The organism is Veronia pacifica, assembly GCF_001707825.1.
Lineage (GTDB): Bacteria > Pseudomonadota > Gammaproteobacteria > Enterobacterales > Vibrionaceae > Veronia > Veronia pacifica.
The window spans coordinates 132834-149466 of record NZ_LYBM01000003.1; the positions used below are offsets into that span (position 1 = coordinate 132834).

Consider the following 16633-nt stretch of genomic DNA (forward strand, 5'->3'; position numbering starts at 1 on the left):
GACTGTTAAAGTGGGAAACACACGGTGCCAAAATCTCTAACAATAAAAAAGATATCGGCGGTCGAATACGACTGCCTTGGTCGGCTGGCAAATGCAGCAATGGTTCCTTTAGAATTTGGTGATCAACAAGGAGCACTAGTCCTATCAGCACTCGATGACAATAACCAAGACGATTGCAACTGGATTTGGTTCAATTCCAAACTGGGCAAATTTGCAGTTGACCAGCCTGAGCTTTTGTTTCGCGTTTTGTCACTCTTGCCAGTGGCATTGCCAAAATCATTGTTCATTAGAGATGAAGTTACATCCGAGTCTGACTCAAATGCCATTCTCAATGCTCAATTCGAGTTAAAAAATGCTCTGAAATATCTGGTTCAAGGTTGTGGTCATTTTTTTGAGCATTTGTGTCCAATCAGACCTTTTGACACACAGTGCCAGTTGCTCCAACTTAATGTGATCCGCGGAGATAAAGACGCAACATTTAACCTCAAGTTGCCGTTTGAAACACTACACCGCTGGCTGGAAATATTTACGCCACTACCCCGCCCTTACAGAGGCTCATTAGTGCTTTCCGTGCCTATGGTGCTGGGAACTGTCTCTCTACCTTATACCACGATGAGAAATCTGTCCTCAGGTGATGTGTTGATCCCTGACATGCCCATGTTCGATACCGAGGGGAACGGCCTGCTCACCATAGGAAAACGTCAATGGTCGCTTGCATGCCGTCAACAAAGTCACACGGTTCAGTATCAATTACTACACTATCAGAATGTTACAGAAGGAAACGTTATGTCTGATATCGATGAAAACGACAACAGTTTACCGGGTATGCCTGAAGACCAGAATCTTCCGTCTGAACAACCCGAGATGTCAGACGAAGATTACGCGGATTTATATGGACCGCAAGCAGGCCAAACTGAAGATGATGAAATGGTAGCGGCCCCCCCAACAGACACCTTTTCAATGGACAGTCCAATGATGGCGGACGAATCCATGGCGGATGAGCACATAATGGACAGCCCTCTGATGGATGATGGCCAGCCAGCGTACGGTGAAATGCCAGAGGAATTGCAACAAGAAAACCAAGTTGCTGAACCGCCGCCTCTTAATAACTATGCGGATAATATTCCACCTTCGCCAAACTTAGAGGAATCTGGCCTTGGTAGTATCATGCTGGAACTGACGATACGTCATGGCCATATTAATGTGCCAATCGATAACCTATCTCAGATGGTTCCGGGGGATATTTTAGTCTCGGACGATGCCAACCCAGGCTTGGCTCAGTTGTTCTACAAGGAAAGGCAGATAGCACAAGGGGAGTTGGTAGAGATCAATAACCGATTGGGGCTGAAAATAACACATGTGGACTTTGACTGATGTTTGAGCAAAGCATTCAACCCTTTACCCTAATCTTTGTATTGGCGGGACTGTCTGTTCTGCCATTGATATTTGTGGTATCCACAGCTTTTCTCAAAATCTCTATGGTACTGATGATACTGCGTAATGCCCTCGGTATTCAGCAGATGCCACCCAACATTGCCGTCTACTCCATTGCTTTAATTTCTACCTTGTTCGTTATGACGCCCGTGATAGAAAAAATGGATAAGAAGTTCACGGAGTTAGAGACACCGATTAACTCAATGGATTCAAAGGAAGAGTTATCGAACAAGGCCACCATTGTTTTGCAACCGCTGAAAGAATTCATCGACGATAACTCATCTCCTGAAATTCGAGAACATTTTCGCGACATCGCTTCCCAGCTATGGAAGCGAGAAGTGACAGTAGAAGAAAGTAAAAACCATCTGCTTATCATACTGCCAACTTTTACTATTTCAGAACTGGAGAAAGCATTTAAGATTGGGTTTCTGATCTATGTTCCCTTCGTTGTTATCGATTTACTGATCTCAAATATCCTTCTTGCGCTCGGTATGCAGATGGTCGCACCGATAATGATTGCAACACCAGTGAAAATACTGCTTTTTGTCCTCATTGATGGCTGGACCAAAGTCTTGGACGGCTTGATGCTGAGTTATTTGTAGCGCGTAATGGACAGCAGAGAAAAACATGCAAGACATATTTACGATATCCGAGCAAGGCATTTTACTGGTCGTTATGTTATCAGCACCCGCACTGATCACTGCGATCGTGATCGGGGTACTTATCTCTCTAATACAAGCCGTAATGCAAATACAGGATCAAACCCTTCCATTTTCTCTTAAGTTGATCGGTGTTGTTGTATGCATTATTGCCACTGGCCAGTGGGTAGGATCTGAACTAATGCAGTTCGCCCAATATGCCTTTGGCGCAATCATTAACTATTAGTTATTACCATGGAATTCAACGCATCCGTTATCGACACACTTGGCAGCTGGATCATCGCATTACCATTAGCAATGGCCAGAATTTTACCGAGTTTTATATTGGTACCGGCATTGAATCTTTCTGCGAAAAATCAACTGCTCAATAATGGTATTGTACTTTCACTCTCTCTCATGGTCGCCTACTCTCTGATCGACCCTCTCAATGAGCAGGATCTTGGTTTATTCGCCATTATAATGTTTACGGCTAAAGAGCTTTTTATCGGACTCGTTATTGCTGTGGTGTTATGTATCCCCTTTTGGATCATAGACGGTGTGGGTACGATCTTTGATAACCAACGCGGCGCACTGATTGGTGGTCAGTTTAACCCGGCGATCACCTCAGCGGCCTCCCCGTCAGGGCACTTCTTCCAGCAAACAATTATCATGCTGCTGATCTCAATGGGAGGCTTCACCATTTTGCTCTCAGTGATCTACGACAGTTACGGAATATGGCCAGTTTTCGATATGTTTCCTACCATCACCACTGAAGGCACTGAAGTTTGGCACAAGCTCATGGGGTCGATTTTTATTCAAATGGTGGTGTATGCATTCCCAGTGATGGTGGTATTACTCCTGGTTGATTTTGGCATCTCTCTCATCAGCCTTTATGCGCCCCAGTTACAAGCATTTATTTTGGCTATGCCGTTAAAATGCCTTGTCGGATATGGCATTTTGATCTTTTACCTGCCAATCCTTTGGTACTTTTTCGTGGATGAATTCGACGTTCTTAGGGATATAAAGGCGATCATTGGCTCTGTTTTATTGGAGGCAGAATGAGTGAAAAAACGGAAAAACCCACGGAGAAGAAAAAGAAAGACTCCAGAGAAAAAGGGCAGGTTGGCCAGAGTCAGGAGTTACCCAAATTCTTCATCCTGATAGCTGTTCTTGAAGTGTTCATTGCGCTGGTCGAAATGGGCATGGAAAAACTCTCTGCGGGTATTTTATTCGCCATTAACGTAATGAACGTGCCTTTCGACAAGGCTATTGAAATGGTGGCGAAAAATACTCTCGTATTCTTTGCTGTACTCACCGGAATCATTCTGGTCACTGCCATCGCTGCCAGACTGGTAGGAACATGGTTGCAAATTGGCTTTCTGTTCGCGCCGAAAGCGTTGACAGACAATGCACTGGGTAAAATAAATCCAATTTCAAACTTCAAAAATATGTTCTCAATGGAAAAGTTGCTAGAGCTTGTGATGAATATCATTAAGGCAATTCTTATCGGGATCATTTTTACCTACGTTACCCTGTTTTATTTTCAGGATATGCTCTATTTACCGAGAGTCACATTGGCTGAAATGTGGAGGACCTTCTCCGACATATTCATATTTATTGTTCGTCTATGCGCCGCACTGTTGTTGGCACTGGCGGTCGCTGATGTGCTGCTGAAAAAATACTTCAGTGAGAAGAAAATAAAGATGTCCAAGGACGAGGTAATACGAGAGTACAAGGAGATGTTCGGTTCGCCAGAGATGAAATCTGAACGAAAAAACTTCTTTATGGAGTTGATGAATAGCCCACCGCCGCAACCCAAAATCAAAGATGCTGATATGGTCGTCGTTAACCCGACGCACTTTGCTATCGCTCTCAGTTACAAACCTGACGAACATCCATTGCCAGTGATCATATATAACCGAGCAGACAACGAAGCGAGAGACGTGATCAAAGAAGCAAGGGAAGAGAAGCTTCCTGTTGTTCGCTTTGTGTGGCTGGCACGGACTTTGGCAAGAATGACTGAGGAAGGCGATAATATCCCGAGAGAAACCATGAAAGCGGTGGTCATCGTCTATAAACTTGTCGAACTCATCAATAACGAATTACCGCCTGATGAAGTTTCAGAGTGGTACAACTCTGAGGGTATTATTGAGTTCCCAGATGAACTTTATGATGATGGAAACAAGGCTGAGACTGATGAAGTTCAAGATGAGCTGTTGAGCAACGAATTGGATGTGGAGCTTGATGATAAACTCGACGAAAGCTCGAATGACGAACTTAATGAAAGACTCGGTGAAAGTCTCAATCAATTTCTCGATAATAGCCCTTTCAGCGGACTTAATAAGGGGCCTGATAATGATGACGACCCCGAAGAAGTTCACCCAAAACAATAATATTCTGACAAGACGATAAAGATACACTGTCAGCCTACTGGTTTAATATCAGCACGTCCGAATGTTTAATCGCTATCTATTGAGATATAAGCCCAACGCTTGTGTACACGAAAACATATCAATCCGATTTATGACACATTAAGTACAATGCCTCTCATTAACCTAATGATTTAAATAGAAATACATAGCATCTATTAGACTACATGCGCAATAAAATATCTCGGATTTAGACTAAATCACCAGCATAAGAATAGAAGTCATCTTCACAGAAAATATGACGCTTCCGTTTAAAAAAATACTTTTTTTAACTATGTAAACATTGAACCTCTTCACCAAAATTGAATATCTCTCTGATTTAATTGGATATATCGATAGCACTCCTCTGTGCAAAAAAAATCAAAATATATGGAACTACATTGTTTTGAGTAGCACTCACTCTTAGGAACTGAGTGCATATCTGTATCTTTTAGGTGTATCCACAAGTGAACGAAAAAAACTTGTTACCTAACTGCAAATATTTTGGAACCAGATATGGTTCAAAAGCACACACTAATAGTTCTAAGAGCAGCGACAACAAAACGACTTGTCATCGCTAACTCTAAAACCAATGCTAACAGTAATTTTGAGTGCACAAGGAGTTGTTATGTACGGCAATGGAAATAGCAACAATGGCGTAACTGCTAACAGCATGTTTTCTACTGATATGGGAAACATGTTGTCAAAAATTTACGGAGCATCTGGTAACCAGTATCAGAGCGCTAACCGTATTGATTTGTCGACATTTGACCAACAGCGCCAAGAAGCATCTGCCAACCTCATGAAAATAATGAGAATGAAAGATGCCCAGAATAGTTTTCTTGCTGAACATGCAATCGGCAACAGTCAACTTTCAACTCGTCTATCTCTTGATATGAAGCTTGCACAGAAAATCGGCAGATTGGTTTCAGACTCGTAGGGCGTACATTCTTATACGAAATTTCAAACAGAAAAAGGAGAGATATTATGTTTGGTCAACTCGGAGGCGGTTTCGGTGGTTATGGCGGATTCCCAGGTCAATATGGCTTTGGAGCAGGTGCGCCTACACCTTTTAATTTGCCAAACGCTTATGGCGGTGCTGGTATAAACAATGTATTGGATCAGGCTGGATTCGGTTTACAAAACCAAATTCACAACATGACCCAGCAACAAAACTTTAGACAACAAACTCGCCAATTAATGAACAACGAAATCATTAACCAGCAGCAACAAAGACAAAACCTCTACCTCGCAATGAATGATAGTCAAAACAGAATGCTCAACGACTCAATGACTAACCAACTCAAAAATGCAGGTAACGTAACGCGTTCTATCGGTCAGCACATGTAGGAGATGTTACTCGCGGTTTGTATGAAAAACATCATTCGAATCATGTAGCAACACAGAGGGTTATATCTTTTTATAACCCTTCTGTTAAAAGGATGTTTAAAAGGAAGTTCCCCTATGTCTATTTCAAGCAACAGCGCCTTAAACAGACTTGTTGATAACAACTCACTCGATAAGTTGAAGATCAACGATGTTGTGACAAGACCTGATATCAGCACAAATTCGGTAGACGTAAATTTCTTTAAATATGTACAAAGCGAAGTCTCTGAGCAAGTTCAAGGTGTAAGTCCCTCCGACACGTTTAAGAACCTTTTAAACCAACTTAAAAGCGCTTCTTTCGACCAGGACAAATTGACGAAAAATGTTGAACAGGCTGAAAATCATATTGAATTGGCTAAAGCGAAGCTTGCTGCAGATGAAAAGGCTACCCAAGCTCTTATCATCGCTAAGTTAGCGCAATCTGGAGCTCAAGCCATTAACAAAATCACCAGTACGAATTAACTGGGAGGTTGTGATGAATGCTCCAATAAAAAAATTACTCATTACTTTTTTAGCACTTTTTGCTCTTACCGGGTGTGATGAATCGACTCAGCTGCATACCGGTTTAAGCGAACGTGAGGCTAACGAAGTCCTCGCCGAACTGATGGCGTCAGGTATAGATACATCAAAACAAATGAGCAAAAACGGTGTCAATATTCTCGTCGCTAAACAGGATATTGCACGAGCGGTAAGAATTCTCCGTGCTGTTGGCCTCCCACGTCGTGACAAGGTGAGCATGGGTGAAGTGTTTAAGAAAGAAGGCATTATATCGACACCAATCGAGGAACGTGCTCGCTACATACACGCAATATCACAAGAGATTGAACATACTCTTTCGCAAATTGATGGTGTAGTGCTTGCTAGAGTTCACGTTGTTCTCCCACAAAAAGTGTCTCCCGGTCAGCCTTTGCAGCCGTCTTCTGCTGCTGTATTTATCAAACACCAATACAACTTAGACCCAGACATCTTGGCTCCAAAGATCTTACGCATTATCTCAGCGAGCGTCCCGGGTCTTAAGTCTGAGCCAAACGCAATAGCACTTGAGTTCTTTGCCAGTGAGCGTCTTGCTCCAGGCTATGCATCAGCATCGTTTTAATCTCTACCTGAATTGACAAACGGAATGTATTGAGGGAGTAAGAAATGACTATTGACCACATCACCACGGAAGACAGCACCGCCTTGAACCCGGAACAACAACAAGAATTAAAGAGTTCACCGGGCCAGTTTGAGTGGTCAATGTTTTGGTGTCGCCCGTGGATTCGCCTTCACGGCTCATGGGCAAGTGTTCTTGATACATCGTTAATCGAGGACTCAATTGCAGAAGCAATGCACTATGATGAGATCCTTGAGACATTGAAAATTGATTTTGCACCAGAGCCAGAGATAGTCAACCCACTTTCCCTTTCTCTTGCGACGATTGCTCCGGATATTGAATCTCGGGTATTTTCTTTTGTTTCTGCGATTTTAACTGACGGTCATGTTGCTGGCGATTTGAATGAAGATGAAAGAATCTGGTGCTTTAGGTTCGCCGCTGGTTTAAATCTTCACCAATACGGCGATACACATAGGGATACTGTGATTTCGATTCTACAAGACGAAACTCAGCATCCAGTAGCAGTGCTTTCAGCACTCCTTATCCGCAGTTGGGCGGTAAATGACCCAGCATTTTGGACGAGATACCGTGTCCGATTTGATAAAGATATTCGTCTACCCGAGAGTAACTTACTGATTTCACCTGCTAAGCTTAACTATGTTATGAAAACAGCCTTGTTCATGGCAGAGCAAAATCAACCTGTCGCGAAGCAGATTCCGGAATTGACGGATGAACAAAAACTGCAGATGAAGCAGGATACTGAGAAGGCGCAAGCGGCACTCGTAAGCTAGCAACTACTAGCCTAGATTCAACAAAACTTGCCGCCCAATGTGGTGGCAAAATTTTTTTGCGAGGACTCCAATGAGCTCATCGTTTGTCAGCTCCAGCATCAATCTTGACGAAAGTATTTATCCAATAACACCTTCTATTAATCTCATCAAAGCTGATGAGCTAGAAAAGCTCGACGAGCTGGGAAGTGTCGAGGCAAAAGCTGTTAAGAAAGTGAAATCTTATGCTGCACGACTTGTCGATGAGAGAATGAGAACCGCTGAAGTTGAGATAGAAAAGCAAATTCAACAGGGCTGGGAGAGCATTAATCGTTGGCAGCAAGAGACGGCTGAATTACGCGAAAATTATATCAATGGAATAGAATCAGCGGTAGTTGATATCGTAAACTCAGTTGTTGGTCAGTTGTTGAATGAAACGACAGAAGAACAGAAAATTTCGGCGTTAGTTAAGCAATTGGCAGAGTGTAAAACCGCGCCAGCTCAAGGGAAACTATACTGCAACCCATCAAGGGCTACAGCAGTAAGAACCGCGCTGTCTTCACAACGTTTATTTTGGGATATTAACAGCGACCCGACCCTCCAGTTTGACAGCCTAAGACTTGAATCCGCAAATGGAGAGTTCTCTATTGACTGGGAGCAAGCTGTAAACCTTCTGTTTATTGATAAGGGAAAAATGGGCTTATAAAATTTTCTGATTCTCTCACAGGCTCTGTTACTGAAAACAGAGAGCCGCCCATTTTTAATGTTCTTGTAATATGTTGCTTTCTACATCCCAACATATTCAGTGCAAGCGCCAGAATTCCGGTCTTTTCTTATCAACCATCACACCCTACTTATAGGTACCGATTCCCCTCGAATACCCCTTGTCATAAATGGTTCTTGAACAGCAACCTCTTCCTTCTTCCTCTTTTGTCTTAAGTGTATTTGCTGATACTAAACCATATTCATATATAGTTTCATGACTCTGGTTGAGCGCTTTGGCAGGGTCAATCTAATGCACGGATCACTGATGTAAATTTTTATAGCCGACGTATTTGCGACAGAATTTTTCGTTGACGCGATTTTTAGAGAATCACAGTGACCAAGAGTGAATAATGACAGTAAAAAAAGTGTTTCATAATAGAGAGTTAGCCGCTCAAACTAGCAGCAAACACAACAAAGATCACATTACCATGCTGTGAATGGTTATCTTGTAAGCAAATGAACCAAGTAAGCATTGAGTTAGTGGCAAGAAACACTATGATGAATTCATAGCAAGCCAAGATGCACATCTCGAAGCGGGCATCGTATAATGGCTATTACCTCAGCCTTCCAAGCTGATGATGCGGGTTCGATTCCCGCTGCCCGCTCCAATGACTTACCTTTCCACTGATTCAATGCACGATAAAACATTGCCCAAGCAAATAGTGGCCCCTTGCTTCAACCAGGTTTTATCTGCTAAGAAGAGATGAAAACACGCTTAACATGTATATCCAAAATTTTGCGCATCTCAGCACAGTGGATGGTTCAAGCCATCATCTAAAGCGCGATAGCCAGCTCGCTGCTTTCGATTAAAAGCGAGGCAGACATAAAAGGGCCAGTAAACCCATTCGCCTGGAACAAACACTCTCTAGAAGATCACTTGAAAAATGAACCTTGTTTATTGGATGTTTTTTCCGAGGTGAACTGTAATAGACAACACTTCCTCCTCATCGGAAAAGCTAGACGGGCACTTCACTCGATATCGCTTTAGCGGTATTCATCAAGCTTGTCTTTGCCGCCTCAAACTTATGCTGTTTATCCATCACCTGCTCGGCACCAGAGATATTTATAGCGGCAATGATGTTGCCAAGATAATCAGTAATCGGCACTGCAATAGCACTGGCGTTGTCAGAACGGCTATGCGAAAAACCTTGTTTCTTCTCCACAGCGATAAGATGTCTAAGTTCAGGAAGCGTCTGAGGATGGGGATTGGGGTACATATCCAGCTGTATTGAGTTGTAGACCGCGCTGAGCTCCACGTCGCTGAGTTGTTGCAGCAAAATACGCCCCATTGCGTTAGTGTGGCAGGGCAACCTAGTCCCAAGAGGTATGTTAACCGATAGCCTTTGTGATGCCTGAGCCCGGTAAATATAAAGTGTTTCTAACCCATCTCGAACCGCTAAATGACACGAAATACTGGTCTCGTCTCTTAACCTTTTAAGGTGCGGCGCAGCCACATCGACCAGACTCTGACCAGCAAGAAATGCGAAACCACGCGACACCACCTGCGGCCCAAGTGTATAGGCATTTCTGGCAACCTTTCTCAGGTAGTTTTTATCCAGCAAGGTTTGAATAATCCGATAGACCGATGACTGGCTGACACCAAGCCGATCAGCAAAGTCGTGAGTGCTGAGAATCCGATGCTCTGCATCAAACAGCTCGATAATTTCCAACCCTCTTGCCAAAGACTGAACCTGATAGTCTGCCTTACTCATTTTTCTCACCAGTAAATAGAAATTTCACATGTAAATAAACTATGTAGTGATTTGACATTTTTCTTCAATATTCGTGTCAATTTTTTGTCAGTTTACATATAAATCTGAAAAGTCGATAGCGTAACTAACGGGACCACTTATGCCAGATTCAAAGGAATTTATTCTCAAAGCCACCTGTGACGCATCAAGCGGGATACTTGCTGCCGTCACCTCTTATCTGGCAGAACTCAGCTGCTACATCTCGGAGCTTCATCAATTTGATGATGAGGAAAACGGCAATTTCTTTATGCGCGCGGTTTGCCGTATTGAATCCACAGAAGTGGATTTAGACATGATAAAGGCCGGATTTGAGGCACAGGTAAGTCACTTTAATATGGACTGGCAGTTCTTTGATGCGGATACACCCATGCGAGTTTTACTGATGGTGAGTAGATTCGACCATTGCTTGAAAGACTTACTTTACCGTCACGAAACAGGCGAGTTACCCATGGAGATCACCGCAGTGGTCTCAAACCACAAAGACCTTCGCCCTATCGTTGAACGCGCAGGCATACGTTTTATCTGGTTACCGATCAACTCGGAAAATAAGTCCCGCCAGGAAGCCGCGTTACAGGATGTGATCACCGAAACCCAGACTGAACTCGTGGTGCTTGCCCGCTATATGCAGATCCTCTCTGATGATATGTGTAAAAAATTGCACGGCAAAGCCATCAATATTCACCACTCATTCCTGCCGAGCTTTAAAGGTGCCAAGCCCTACCATCAGGCGCATGCAAGAGGGGTGAAACTCATTGGTGCGACGGCCCACTACGTCACCTCTGATCTCGATGAAGGGCCGATCATTGAGCAAAGTGTTCAGCCTGTTGGTCACACCTATTCACCAGAAAGATTGGTTGCTGTCGGCCGAGATACCGAGACCATTGCATTGGCATCAGCAGTGAGGCTGCACCTGGAACATAGGGTGTTTATGTACGGCAACAAAACCGTGGTTTTCCAATAACTCAAGACAGGGAAGTGTATCAGTGAAGGTTATCAATGGTCGGGAAATCTCTGACACTTTGATTGAAGAAATCGGTCAGGAAATCGCGACAAGAATGGAGCAAGGCTATCAACGTCCCAGCCTCGCTGTCGTCTTGGTGGGCGACGATCCTGCCAGTGCCATTTATGTTCGCAACAAAATCCGCAGCGCAGAGAAAGCGGGCGTCTCATCGGTTGTGAAGCGGCTGGAACAAGACTGCACGCAACAGGAATTGGATGATGTGGTGACTGAGCTCAACGCACGTGAAGACGTTCATGGCATACTGGTTCAGCTACCGTTACCGCGTCACCTTTCTGAGGGTCGCATTCTCAACCTGATCGCTCCAGACAAAGATGTCGATGGTTTCCACCCTATCAACGCAGGCTTATTGGCCTCGGGACAAGCTAAGCTTATTCCATGCACACCATTGGGCTGTCTTGAAATTCTCCAGAGAGAATTTGGCGACCTAGCGGGTAAACATGCCGTGGTCATAGGCCGCTCAAACATTGTCGGAAAGCCGATGGCGAGTCTGCTGCTTCAGGCAGACTGCACAGTAAGCATTGTCCATTCAAAGTCTGTCGCTGCAGATAGGTTGTGTCAGCAGGCCGATATTTTAGTGGTCGCTGCTGGGGTTCCCGAGCTGGTTACCGATGAGTGGGTAAAACCCGGTGCAGTGGTTATTGATGTAGGAATCAATGCCACCGAAAAGGGCGGCAAACGCAAATTAGTCGGTGACGTAAATTTTTATGATGTCGCGGAAAAATGCCGGGCAATCACACCCGTACCCGGTGGCGTGGGGCCAATGACGATCGCCAGTCTGATCAAAAATACGCTGGTCGCAGCAAAGCAACTGGACTCAGAGCAGCAAGCTATGGGATTGCGCTAGCAAGGCGGAATACGTTAACAAGAGGAAGTCACGTGCCTTTTTCACTTTTAAAATATGGTCTGACTAACGACTACCCCTTTGAGAAAGACTGGGATTTGCCCGTGCCCAGTGACCTGAAACGCCATTACGATGTCGTGATTATCGGCGGCGGCGGCCATGGCGTTGCAACGGCATATTATCTCGCTAAATATCATGGGGTCACCAATATTGCAGTGCTTGAAAAGGGGTACTTGGGCGGAGGGAATACCGCAAGAAACACCGCCGTCATTCGCTCAAATTACCTGACCCCGGAGGGCGTTAGGTTCTATAGCGAGTCAGTCAAACTGTTCAGGGAGCTGTCGAACGAATTCGACTTCAACATCATGTATTCGTCACGCGGGCAGTTAACGCTAGCCCACACAGACGCCACCATTCGCTCCTTCCGTCAACGCGCCGAGGTGAACAAACATTTCGGCGGTCGCACAGAACTCATCGACCCACAACAAATCCGGGAGTTAGTCCCCACTCTTAACATGAACCCTGCTGACCTTCCCGTTCTTGCTGGCCTATGGCATATCGACGGGGCAACAGCCAGGCACGATGCGGTAGCCTGGGGCTACGCCAAAGGCGCGACAAAACGTGGCGTGGAGCTTCATCAGCTCACCGAAGTGACAGGGATAAATACCGAAAACGGGAAGGTGGTCTCGGTTGATACTAATCGCGGCTCCGTTGGGTGTGGTTGCGTGGTTCAGGCAGTCGCAGGGCACAGCTCTGTTGTCGCCGCGATGGCAGGGTTCAGAATGCCGCTGACAAGTTATCCGCTGCAAGCCATGGTGACCACGCCGGTTAAGCCGTTCCTCGATCCCTTGGTCAGCTCCTCTGCATTGCACTGTTATGTGCAGCAAACAGGACGGGGAGAAATTGTGTTTGGTGGCGGATCCGACCCCTACCCGCTGTATAACACCCGTTCGACGCTTGAACTGAAAGAAAGCCTGATTGCCAGTGCGATAGAGATGTTCCCGTTCATGGCTAACTTCAAACTGCTGCGCCAATGGGCTGGAACGACGGACATGACAACCGACTACAGCCCAGTCATGGGGCTGAGCCCGGTAGATAACTATTACCTCGATGCGGGCTGGGGAACATGGGGCTTCAAAGCTACCCCAATATGTGGAAAGACCATGGCAGAACTTGTGGCATCTGGTGGGAAAGTGCCGGAGTTAATCGCGCCCTTCTCAATGGACAGGTTTGATGCTTTCCGTCAGGTAAACGAAATGGGGGCTACGGCCGCAAGTCACTAGGAGAACTGTCATGAAAGTTATGCCATGCCCCTTAAATGGTCCGAGAAACATCAATGAATTTGTCTATGGCGGTGAAGTCAAAGCGATGCCTGATCACCGCAATTGTTCCGATAAAGAGTGGGCTGAATACGTCTTTTACTCAGACAACACCATCAAGGTCGTGCAGGAATGGTGGTGCCACACAGCCTCAGGATATTGGTTTATTGCTGAGCGGCATACCGCAAGCGACGACATTATCAAAACCTACGACCCGAGTGAGTTATTCAAAGATAAGATCAGCTTTACCGCTGATGCGCCTGCCGACAAACAACAAGGAGGCAAACAATGAGTGGCGCCAATCGCTTACCCCATCCAATGGGCTCGCTCATCTCGCGGGACAAGAAGGTCCAATTTGAGTTTGAAGGCAAACAATATGTCGGTGTTGAGGGAGACACTATCGCCAGCGCACTGATCGCCAATAAACAGTGGCTGATGTCGCGCTCGTTTAAATACCATCGTCCCCGAGGCCCGCTCACCATGGCAGGACAAGATGCCAACACCCTGATTCAGTTGCCCGACGAACCGAATGTATTAGCGGACAAAGTTGCGATCTCCGATGCGCCTGTAAGCATGGGGCAGAATTACAACGGCACACTGGAAAAAGACAAAGATGAGCTGCTGGATAAACTCAGCCGTTTCTTGCCTGTCGGCTTTTATTACCGTGCCTTTTATAAACCTCTCGGCGTTTGGGATAAGTGGGAGCCTGTCATTCGCAAAAAGGCCGGTCTCGGCAAGGCTAATCTAGCATTCGAACCGACCTACCACGATAAAGCCTATCTGTTCTGTGATGTCATTGTTGTCGGTGCTGGCCCGGCAGGCCTGAGTGCGGCCATTACCGCCGCGCAGCAAGGTGCAAACGTCATTCTGGTGGATGAAAACAAGCAACTTGGTGGAGCACTGACGTATCATCGCTTCGATATCGATGGCGAAGTGGCTGACACGACACTGGAAAAATTGCTATCTCTGGCATCGGATCACCCCAATATTCGCATACTGACAGATGCCGTCTGCAATGCGTGGTTTACCGATAATTACCTGCCCGTTCTGACGGGTAACCGTATGTACAAAGTCAGAGCCAAGCAATGTATCGTCGCTTCAGGTGAATTCGAGCAGCACGTGGTGTTTCGAAACAACGACCTGCCCGGCGTTATGTTGTGTAGCGCAGCGATGCGTTTGATGAAGCATTATGCAGTCGCCCCTGGTGAAAACGCCGTAGTACTGACAGGTAATGACGATGGCTACATGACGGCTATCGAGCTTGCTCAGCAAGGTGTGAACATTGCAGCTATCGTTGATATGCGTAAGAACAACCCAGATTCGGCACTGCTTAAGGCTGCCGAAACACTGAGTATGCCTGTGATCATGGGCGCGACCGTGTATGAAGCCACAGCAACAAACAATCGCCTTTCCTCACTGGAGATTCATGCGATTGATGATGAGTACAAGGTGGGAGAAAAGCTATCCACCCTTGCCTGTGATCTTCTGTGTGTCTCATCGGGGTATATGCCTGCCTATCAATTACTTTGTCAGGCCGGTGCACAACTCAGTTATGACGATGGCAGTGCGAGGTTCACCCTTAGAAACCTACCAGAAAACCTCCACATTGCTGGCTCTGTCAATGGTATTCATGATCTTGAAAAAGTCATCGCTGATGGTAAAAGAGCCGCAGAGGCCTGTTTATATTTACTGGGTATGTCTGATGCTCTCTCTGATAGCGAAACCACAGAGATTACGTGCGATGAAGCGACCAATTTTCCTTGGCCTATTTTCCCGCACCCGAAAGGCCGTGACTTTGTCGATTTTGATGAAGACCTGCAAACAAAAGACATTGTTAACGCCACACGTCTTGGCTACCGTGACATTCAATTGGTAAAGCGATTTTCAACCGTGGGGATGGGGCCCTCTCAGGGGCGTCACTCTGCGCTGGCTACGGCCCGTCTGGTAGCAAAGGCGACTGATAGAACAGTCAGTGAAACAGGCGTAACCACGGCTCGCCCCCCTTTTGTACCCGAAAAACTTTCGCTGCTAGCAGGCCGCATTTTTAATCCGGTTCGCCTGACGCAAATACACCCGCGACATGAAAGTCTCGGCGCACACTTTATGTCCGCAGGCGCTTGGCGTCGCCCTGCGTTTTACGGCAAACCAGAAAACCGCAACACCTTAATTCAGGAAGAAGCTTCAGCCGTGCGCACCAACGTCGGCATCATTGATGTCAGTACACTGGGTGGCATTGAGATACAGGGGCCGGACGCCGCTGAGTTTATGAACCGCATGTATACTTTTGCGTTCGTTAAACAGCCGGTCGGAAAAACCCGTTATGCCATTTTGACTAACGAGCAGGGCGTAGTCATTGATGATGGAGTTGCCTGCCGTATTGCCGATGATCACTACTACGTGACCGCAACCACCAGCGGTGCAGATGCGGTTTACCGAGAAATGACCAAATGGAATGCGCAGTGGCGGATGAACCTTGATATCGCTAATGTCACCACCGCCTTTTCCGCCGTGAATGTGGCGGGTCCGCAGTCACGAAAAGTCTTAGAGAAAGTCTGCGACGATGTTGATTTATCGCCGGAAGGCTTCCCCTACCTCGCCTATCGCGAAGGCCATATTAATGGCATGCCTGTAAGACTGCTTCGCGTCGGGTTTGTCGGCGAACTTGGTTATGAGATCCACATGCCTACCCTCTTCGCCCTGAAAATTTGGGACATGCTGATTGCAGCGGGTGACGAATTTTCTATGCGTCCTTTTGGCGTCGAAGCACAGCGTCTGCTGAGGCTTGAGAAAGGCCATATCATCATAGGGCAGGATACCGATGGCATGTCCCATCCCGGGGAGTTGTCCCTCGACTGGGCCATCGCGAAAGCTAAGCCGTTTTATGTCGGCTCACGCTCAGTGAGTATCGTGATGCAACGGGAACAAACCCGAAAACTGGTCGGCTTCAGGCTTGATGCGTCTTCCGCCAAGCCAGAAGAAGGTCATATTGTGCTGGATAAAGCAGGTGGTGATGCAAATATCACGGGTAACGTGACCTCCTGTGAGTATTCGTCAACACTCAATGCCTATATCGGTCTCGCATTTGTCAGTATCGAACAGCACAAAACAGGTACGCGCTTTCCAATAAGAGTTGATGGTCAGGAAGTATGGCCAGAGGTTGTAGCACTGCCTTTTTATGACCCAAATGGCGAAAGACAGGAGGTGGTTTAA

Annotated in this window: 17 protein-coding genes and 1 tRNA gene; 17 read left to right on the forward strand and 1 reads right to left on the reverse strand. The window is 46.1% G+C overall.

The features are described 5' to 3' along the window. The first annotated feature begins 24 nt into the window (after positions 1 to 24). From A8L45_RS03385 to A8L45_RS03440, 12 genes are all read left to right on the forward strand, one after another. Positions 25 to 1374 (forward strand): FliM/FliN family flagellar motor switch protein, encoded by a 1350-nt coding sequence (locus A8L45_RS03385; RefSeq protein ID WP_068899212.1) that lies wholly within the window; start codon positions 25 to 27, stop codon positions 1372 to 1374. Further along, on the forward strand, positions 1374 to 2036 hold the full coding sequence (gene sctR, locus A8L45_RS03390) for a type III secretion system export apparatus subunit SctR (protein WP_068899214.1): 663 nt from the start codon (positions 1374 to 1376) through the stop codon (positions 2034 to 2036). Before A8L45_RS03385 ends, sctR begins: the two co-directional genes overlap by 1 nt. Positions 2037 to 2061: 25 nt before the next feature. Then, on the forward strand, positions 2062 to 2319 hold the full coding sequence (sctS, locus tag A8L45_RS03395; protein ID WP_068899215.1) for a type III secretion system export apparatus subunit SctS: 258 nt from the start codon (positions 2062 to 2064) through the stop codon (positions 2317 to 2319). Between the two features lie 8 nt (positions 2320 to 2327). Continuing rightward, the gene (sctT, locus tag A8L45_RS03400; protein ID WP_068899217.1) at positions 2328 to 3134 is read left to right on the forward strand and encodes a type III secretion system export apparatus subunit SctT; all 807 of its coding nucleotides are present in this window, start codon (positions 2328 to 2330) and stop codon (positions 3132 to 3134) included. Further along, entirely contained in the window at positions 3131 to 4465 is a 1335-nt protein-coding gene (locus A8L45_RS03405) for an EscU/YscU/HrcU family type III secretion system export apparatus switch protein (protein ID WP_068899219.1), read from the forward strand. The genes sctT and A8L45_RS03405 overlap by 4 nt, the downstream gene beginning before the upstream one ends. Positions 4466 to 5108: 643 nt before the next feature. Next, positions 5109 to 5420, forward strand: a complete 312-nt coding sequence (locus tag A8L45_RS03410) for a hypothetical protein (protein WP_068899221.1) — start codon at positions 5109 to 5111, stop codon at positions 5418 to 5420. Between the two features lie 47 nt (positions 5421 to 5467). Continuing rightward, positions 5468 to 5830 carry a hypothetical protein gene (locus A8L45_RS03415; RefSeq protein WP_068899223.1) on the forward strand — a complete coding sequence of 121 codons (363 nt, stop codon included), beginning with the start codon at positions 5468 to 5470 and terminating at the stop codon, positions 5828 to 5830. A gap of 114 nt (positions 5831 to 5944) precedes the next feature. Then, the gene (locus A8L45_RS03420) at positions 5945 to 6328 is read left to right on the forward strand and encodes a hypothetical protein (RefSeq protein WP_068899225.1); all 384 of its coding nucleotides are present in this window, start codon (positions 5945 to 5947) and stop codon (positions 6326 to 6328) included. Positions 6329 to 6341: 13 nt separating this feature from the next. Next, positions 6342 to 6962 (forward strand): type III secretion system inner membrane ring lipoprotein SctJ, encoded by a 621-nt coding sequence (gene sctJ / locus A8L45_RS03425; protein ID WP_068899228.1) that lies wholly within the window; start codon positions 6342 to 6344, stop codon positions 6960 to 6962. A 44-nt stretch (positions 6963 to 7006) separates the two neighbouring features. Further along, on the forward strand, positions 7007 to 7750 hold the full coding sequence (locus A8L45_RS03430; protein WP_068899229.1) for a hypothetical protein: 744 nt from the start codon (positions 7007 to 7009) through the stop codon (positions 7748 to 7750). Between the two features lie 70 nt (positions 7751 to 7820). Next, on the forward strand, positions 7821 to 8432 hold the full coding sequence (locus tag A8L45_RS03435) for an HrpE/YscL family type III secretion apparatus protein (protein ID WP_068899230.1): 612 nt from the start codon (positions 7821 to 7823) through the stop codon (positions 8430 to 8432). Positions 8433 to 9024: 592 nt separating this feature from the next. Next, a tRNA-Gly gene (locus tag A8L45_RS03440) sits at positions 9025 to 9099 on the forward strand. Between the two features lie 348 nt (positions 9100 to 9447). On the opposite strand, the gene A8L45_RS03445 is transcribed toward A8L45_RS03440, so the two are convergent. Beyond that, positions 9448 to 10203: an IclR family transcriptional regulator gene (locus A8L45_RS03445; RefSeq protein ID WP_068899231.1), complete on the reverse strand. Its 756-nt coding sequence runs from the start codon at positions 10201 to 10203 to the stop codon at positions 9448 to 9450. A 139-nt stretch (positions 10204 to 10342) separates the two neighbouring features. Between A8L45_RS03445 and purU the strand changes: the two genes are divergently transcribed. From purU to A8L45_RS03470, 5 genes are read left to right on the forward strand one after another with little or no spacing between them, the layout of a single operon-like run. Then, a complete protein-coding gene (gene purU, locus A8L45_RS03450; RefSeq protein ID WP_068899232.1) occupies positions 10343 to 11203 on the forward strand; it encodes a formyltetrahydrofolate deformylase in 861 nt (286 codons plus the stop codon). 22 nt (positions 11204 to 11225) lie between these two features. Continuing rightward, the gene (locus tag A8L45_RS03455; protein WP_068899233.1) at positions 11226 to 12107 is read left to right on the forward strand and encodes a bifunctional 5,10-methylenetetrahydrofolate dehydrogenase/5,10-methenyltetrahydrofolate cyclohydrolase; all 882 of its coding nucleotides are present in this window, start codon (positions 11226 to 11228) and stop codon (positions 12105 to 12107) included. A gap of 32 nt (positions 12108 to 12139) precedes the next feature. Then, the gene (locus tag A8L45_RS03460; protein ID WP_068899235.1) at positions 12140 to 13387 is read left to right on the forward strand and encodes an FAD-dependent oxidoreductase; all 1248 of its coding nucleotides are present in this window, start codon (positions 12140 to 12142) and stop codon (positions 13385 to 13387) included. Positions 13388 to 13397: 10 nt separating this feature from the next. Further along, the gene (locus A8L45_RS03465; RefSeq protein ID WP_068899237.1) at positions 13398 to 13715 is read left to right on the forward strand and encodes a sarcosine oxidase subunit delta; all 318 of its coding nucleotides are present in this window, start codon (positions 13398 to 13400) and stop codon (positions 13713 to 13715) included. Next, positions 13712 to 16633, forward strand: coding sequence for a glycine cleavage T C-terminal barrel domain-containing protein (locus A8L45_RS03470; protein ID WP_068899240.1), 2922 nt, complete (start codon positions 13712 to 13714; stop codon positions 16631 to 16633). Before A8L45_RS03465 ends, A8L45_RS03470 begins: the two co-directional genes overlap by 4 nt.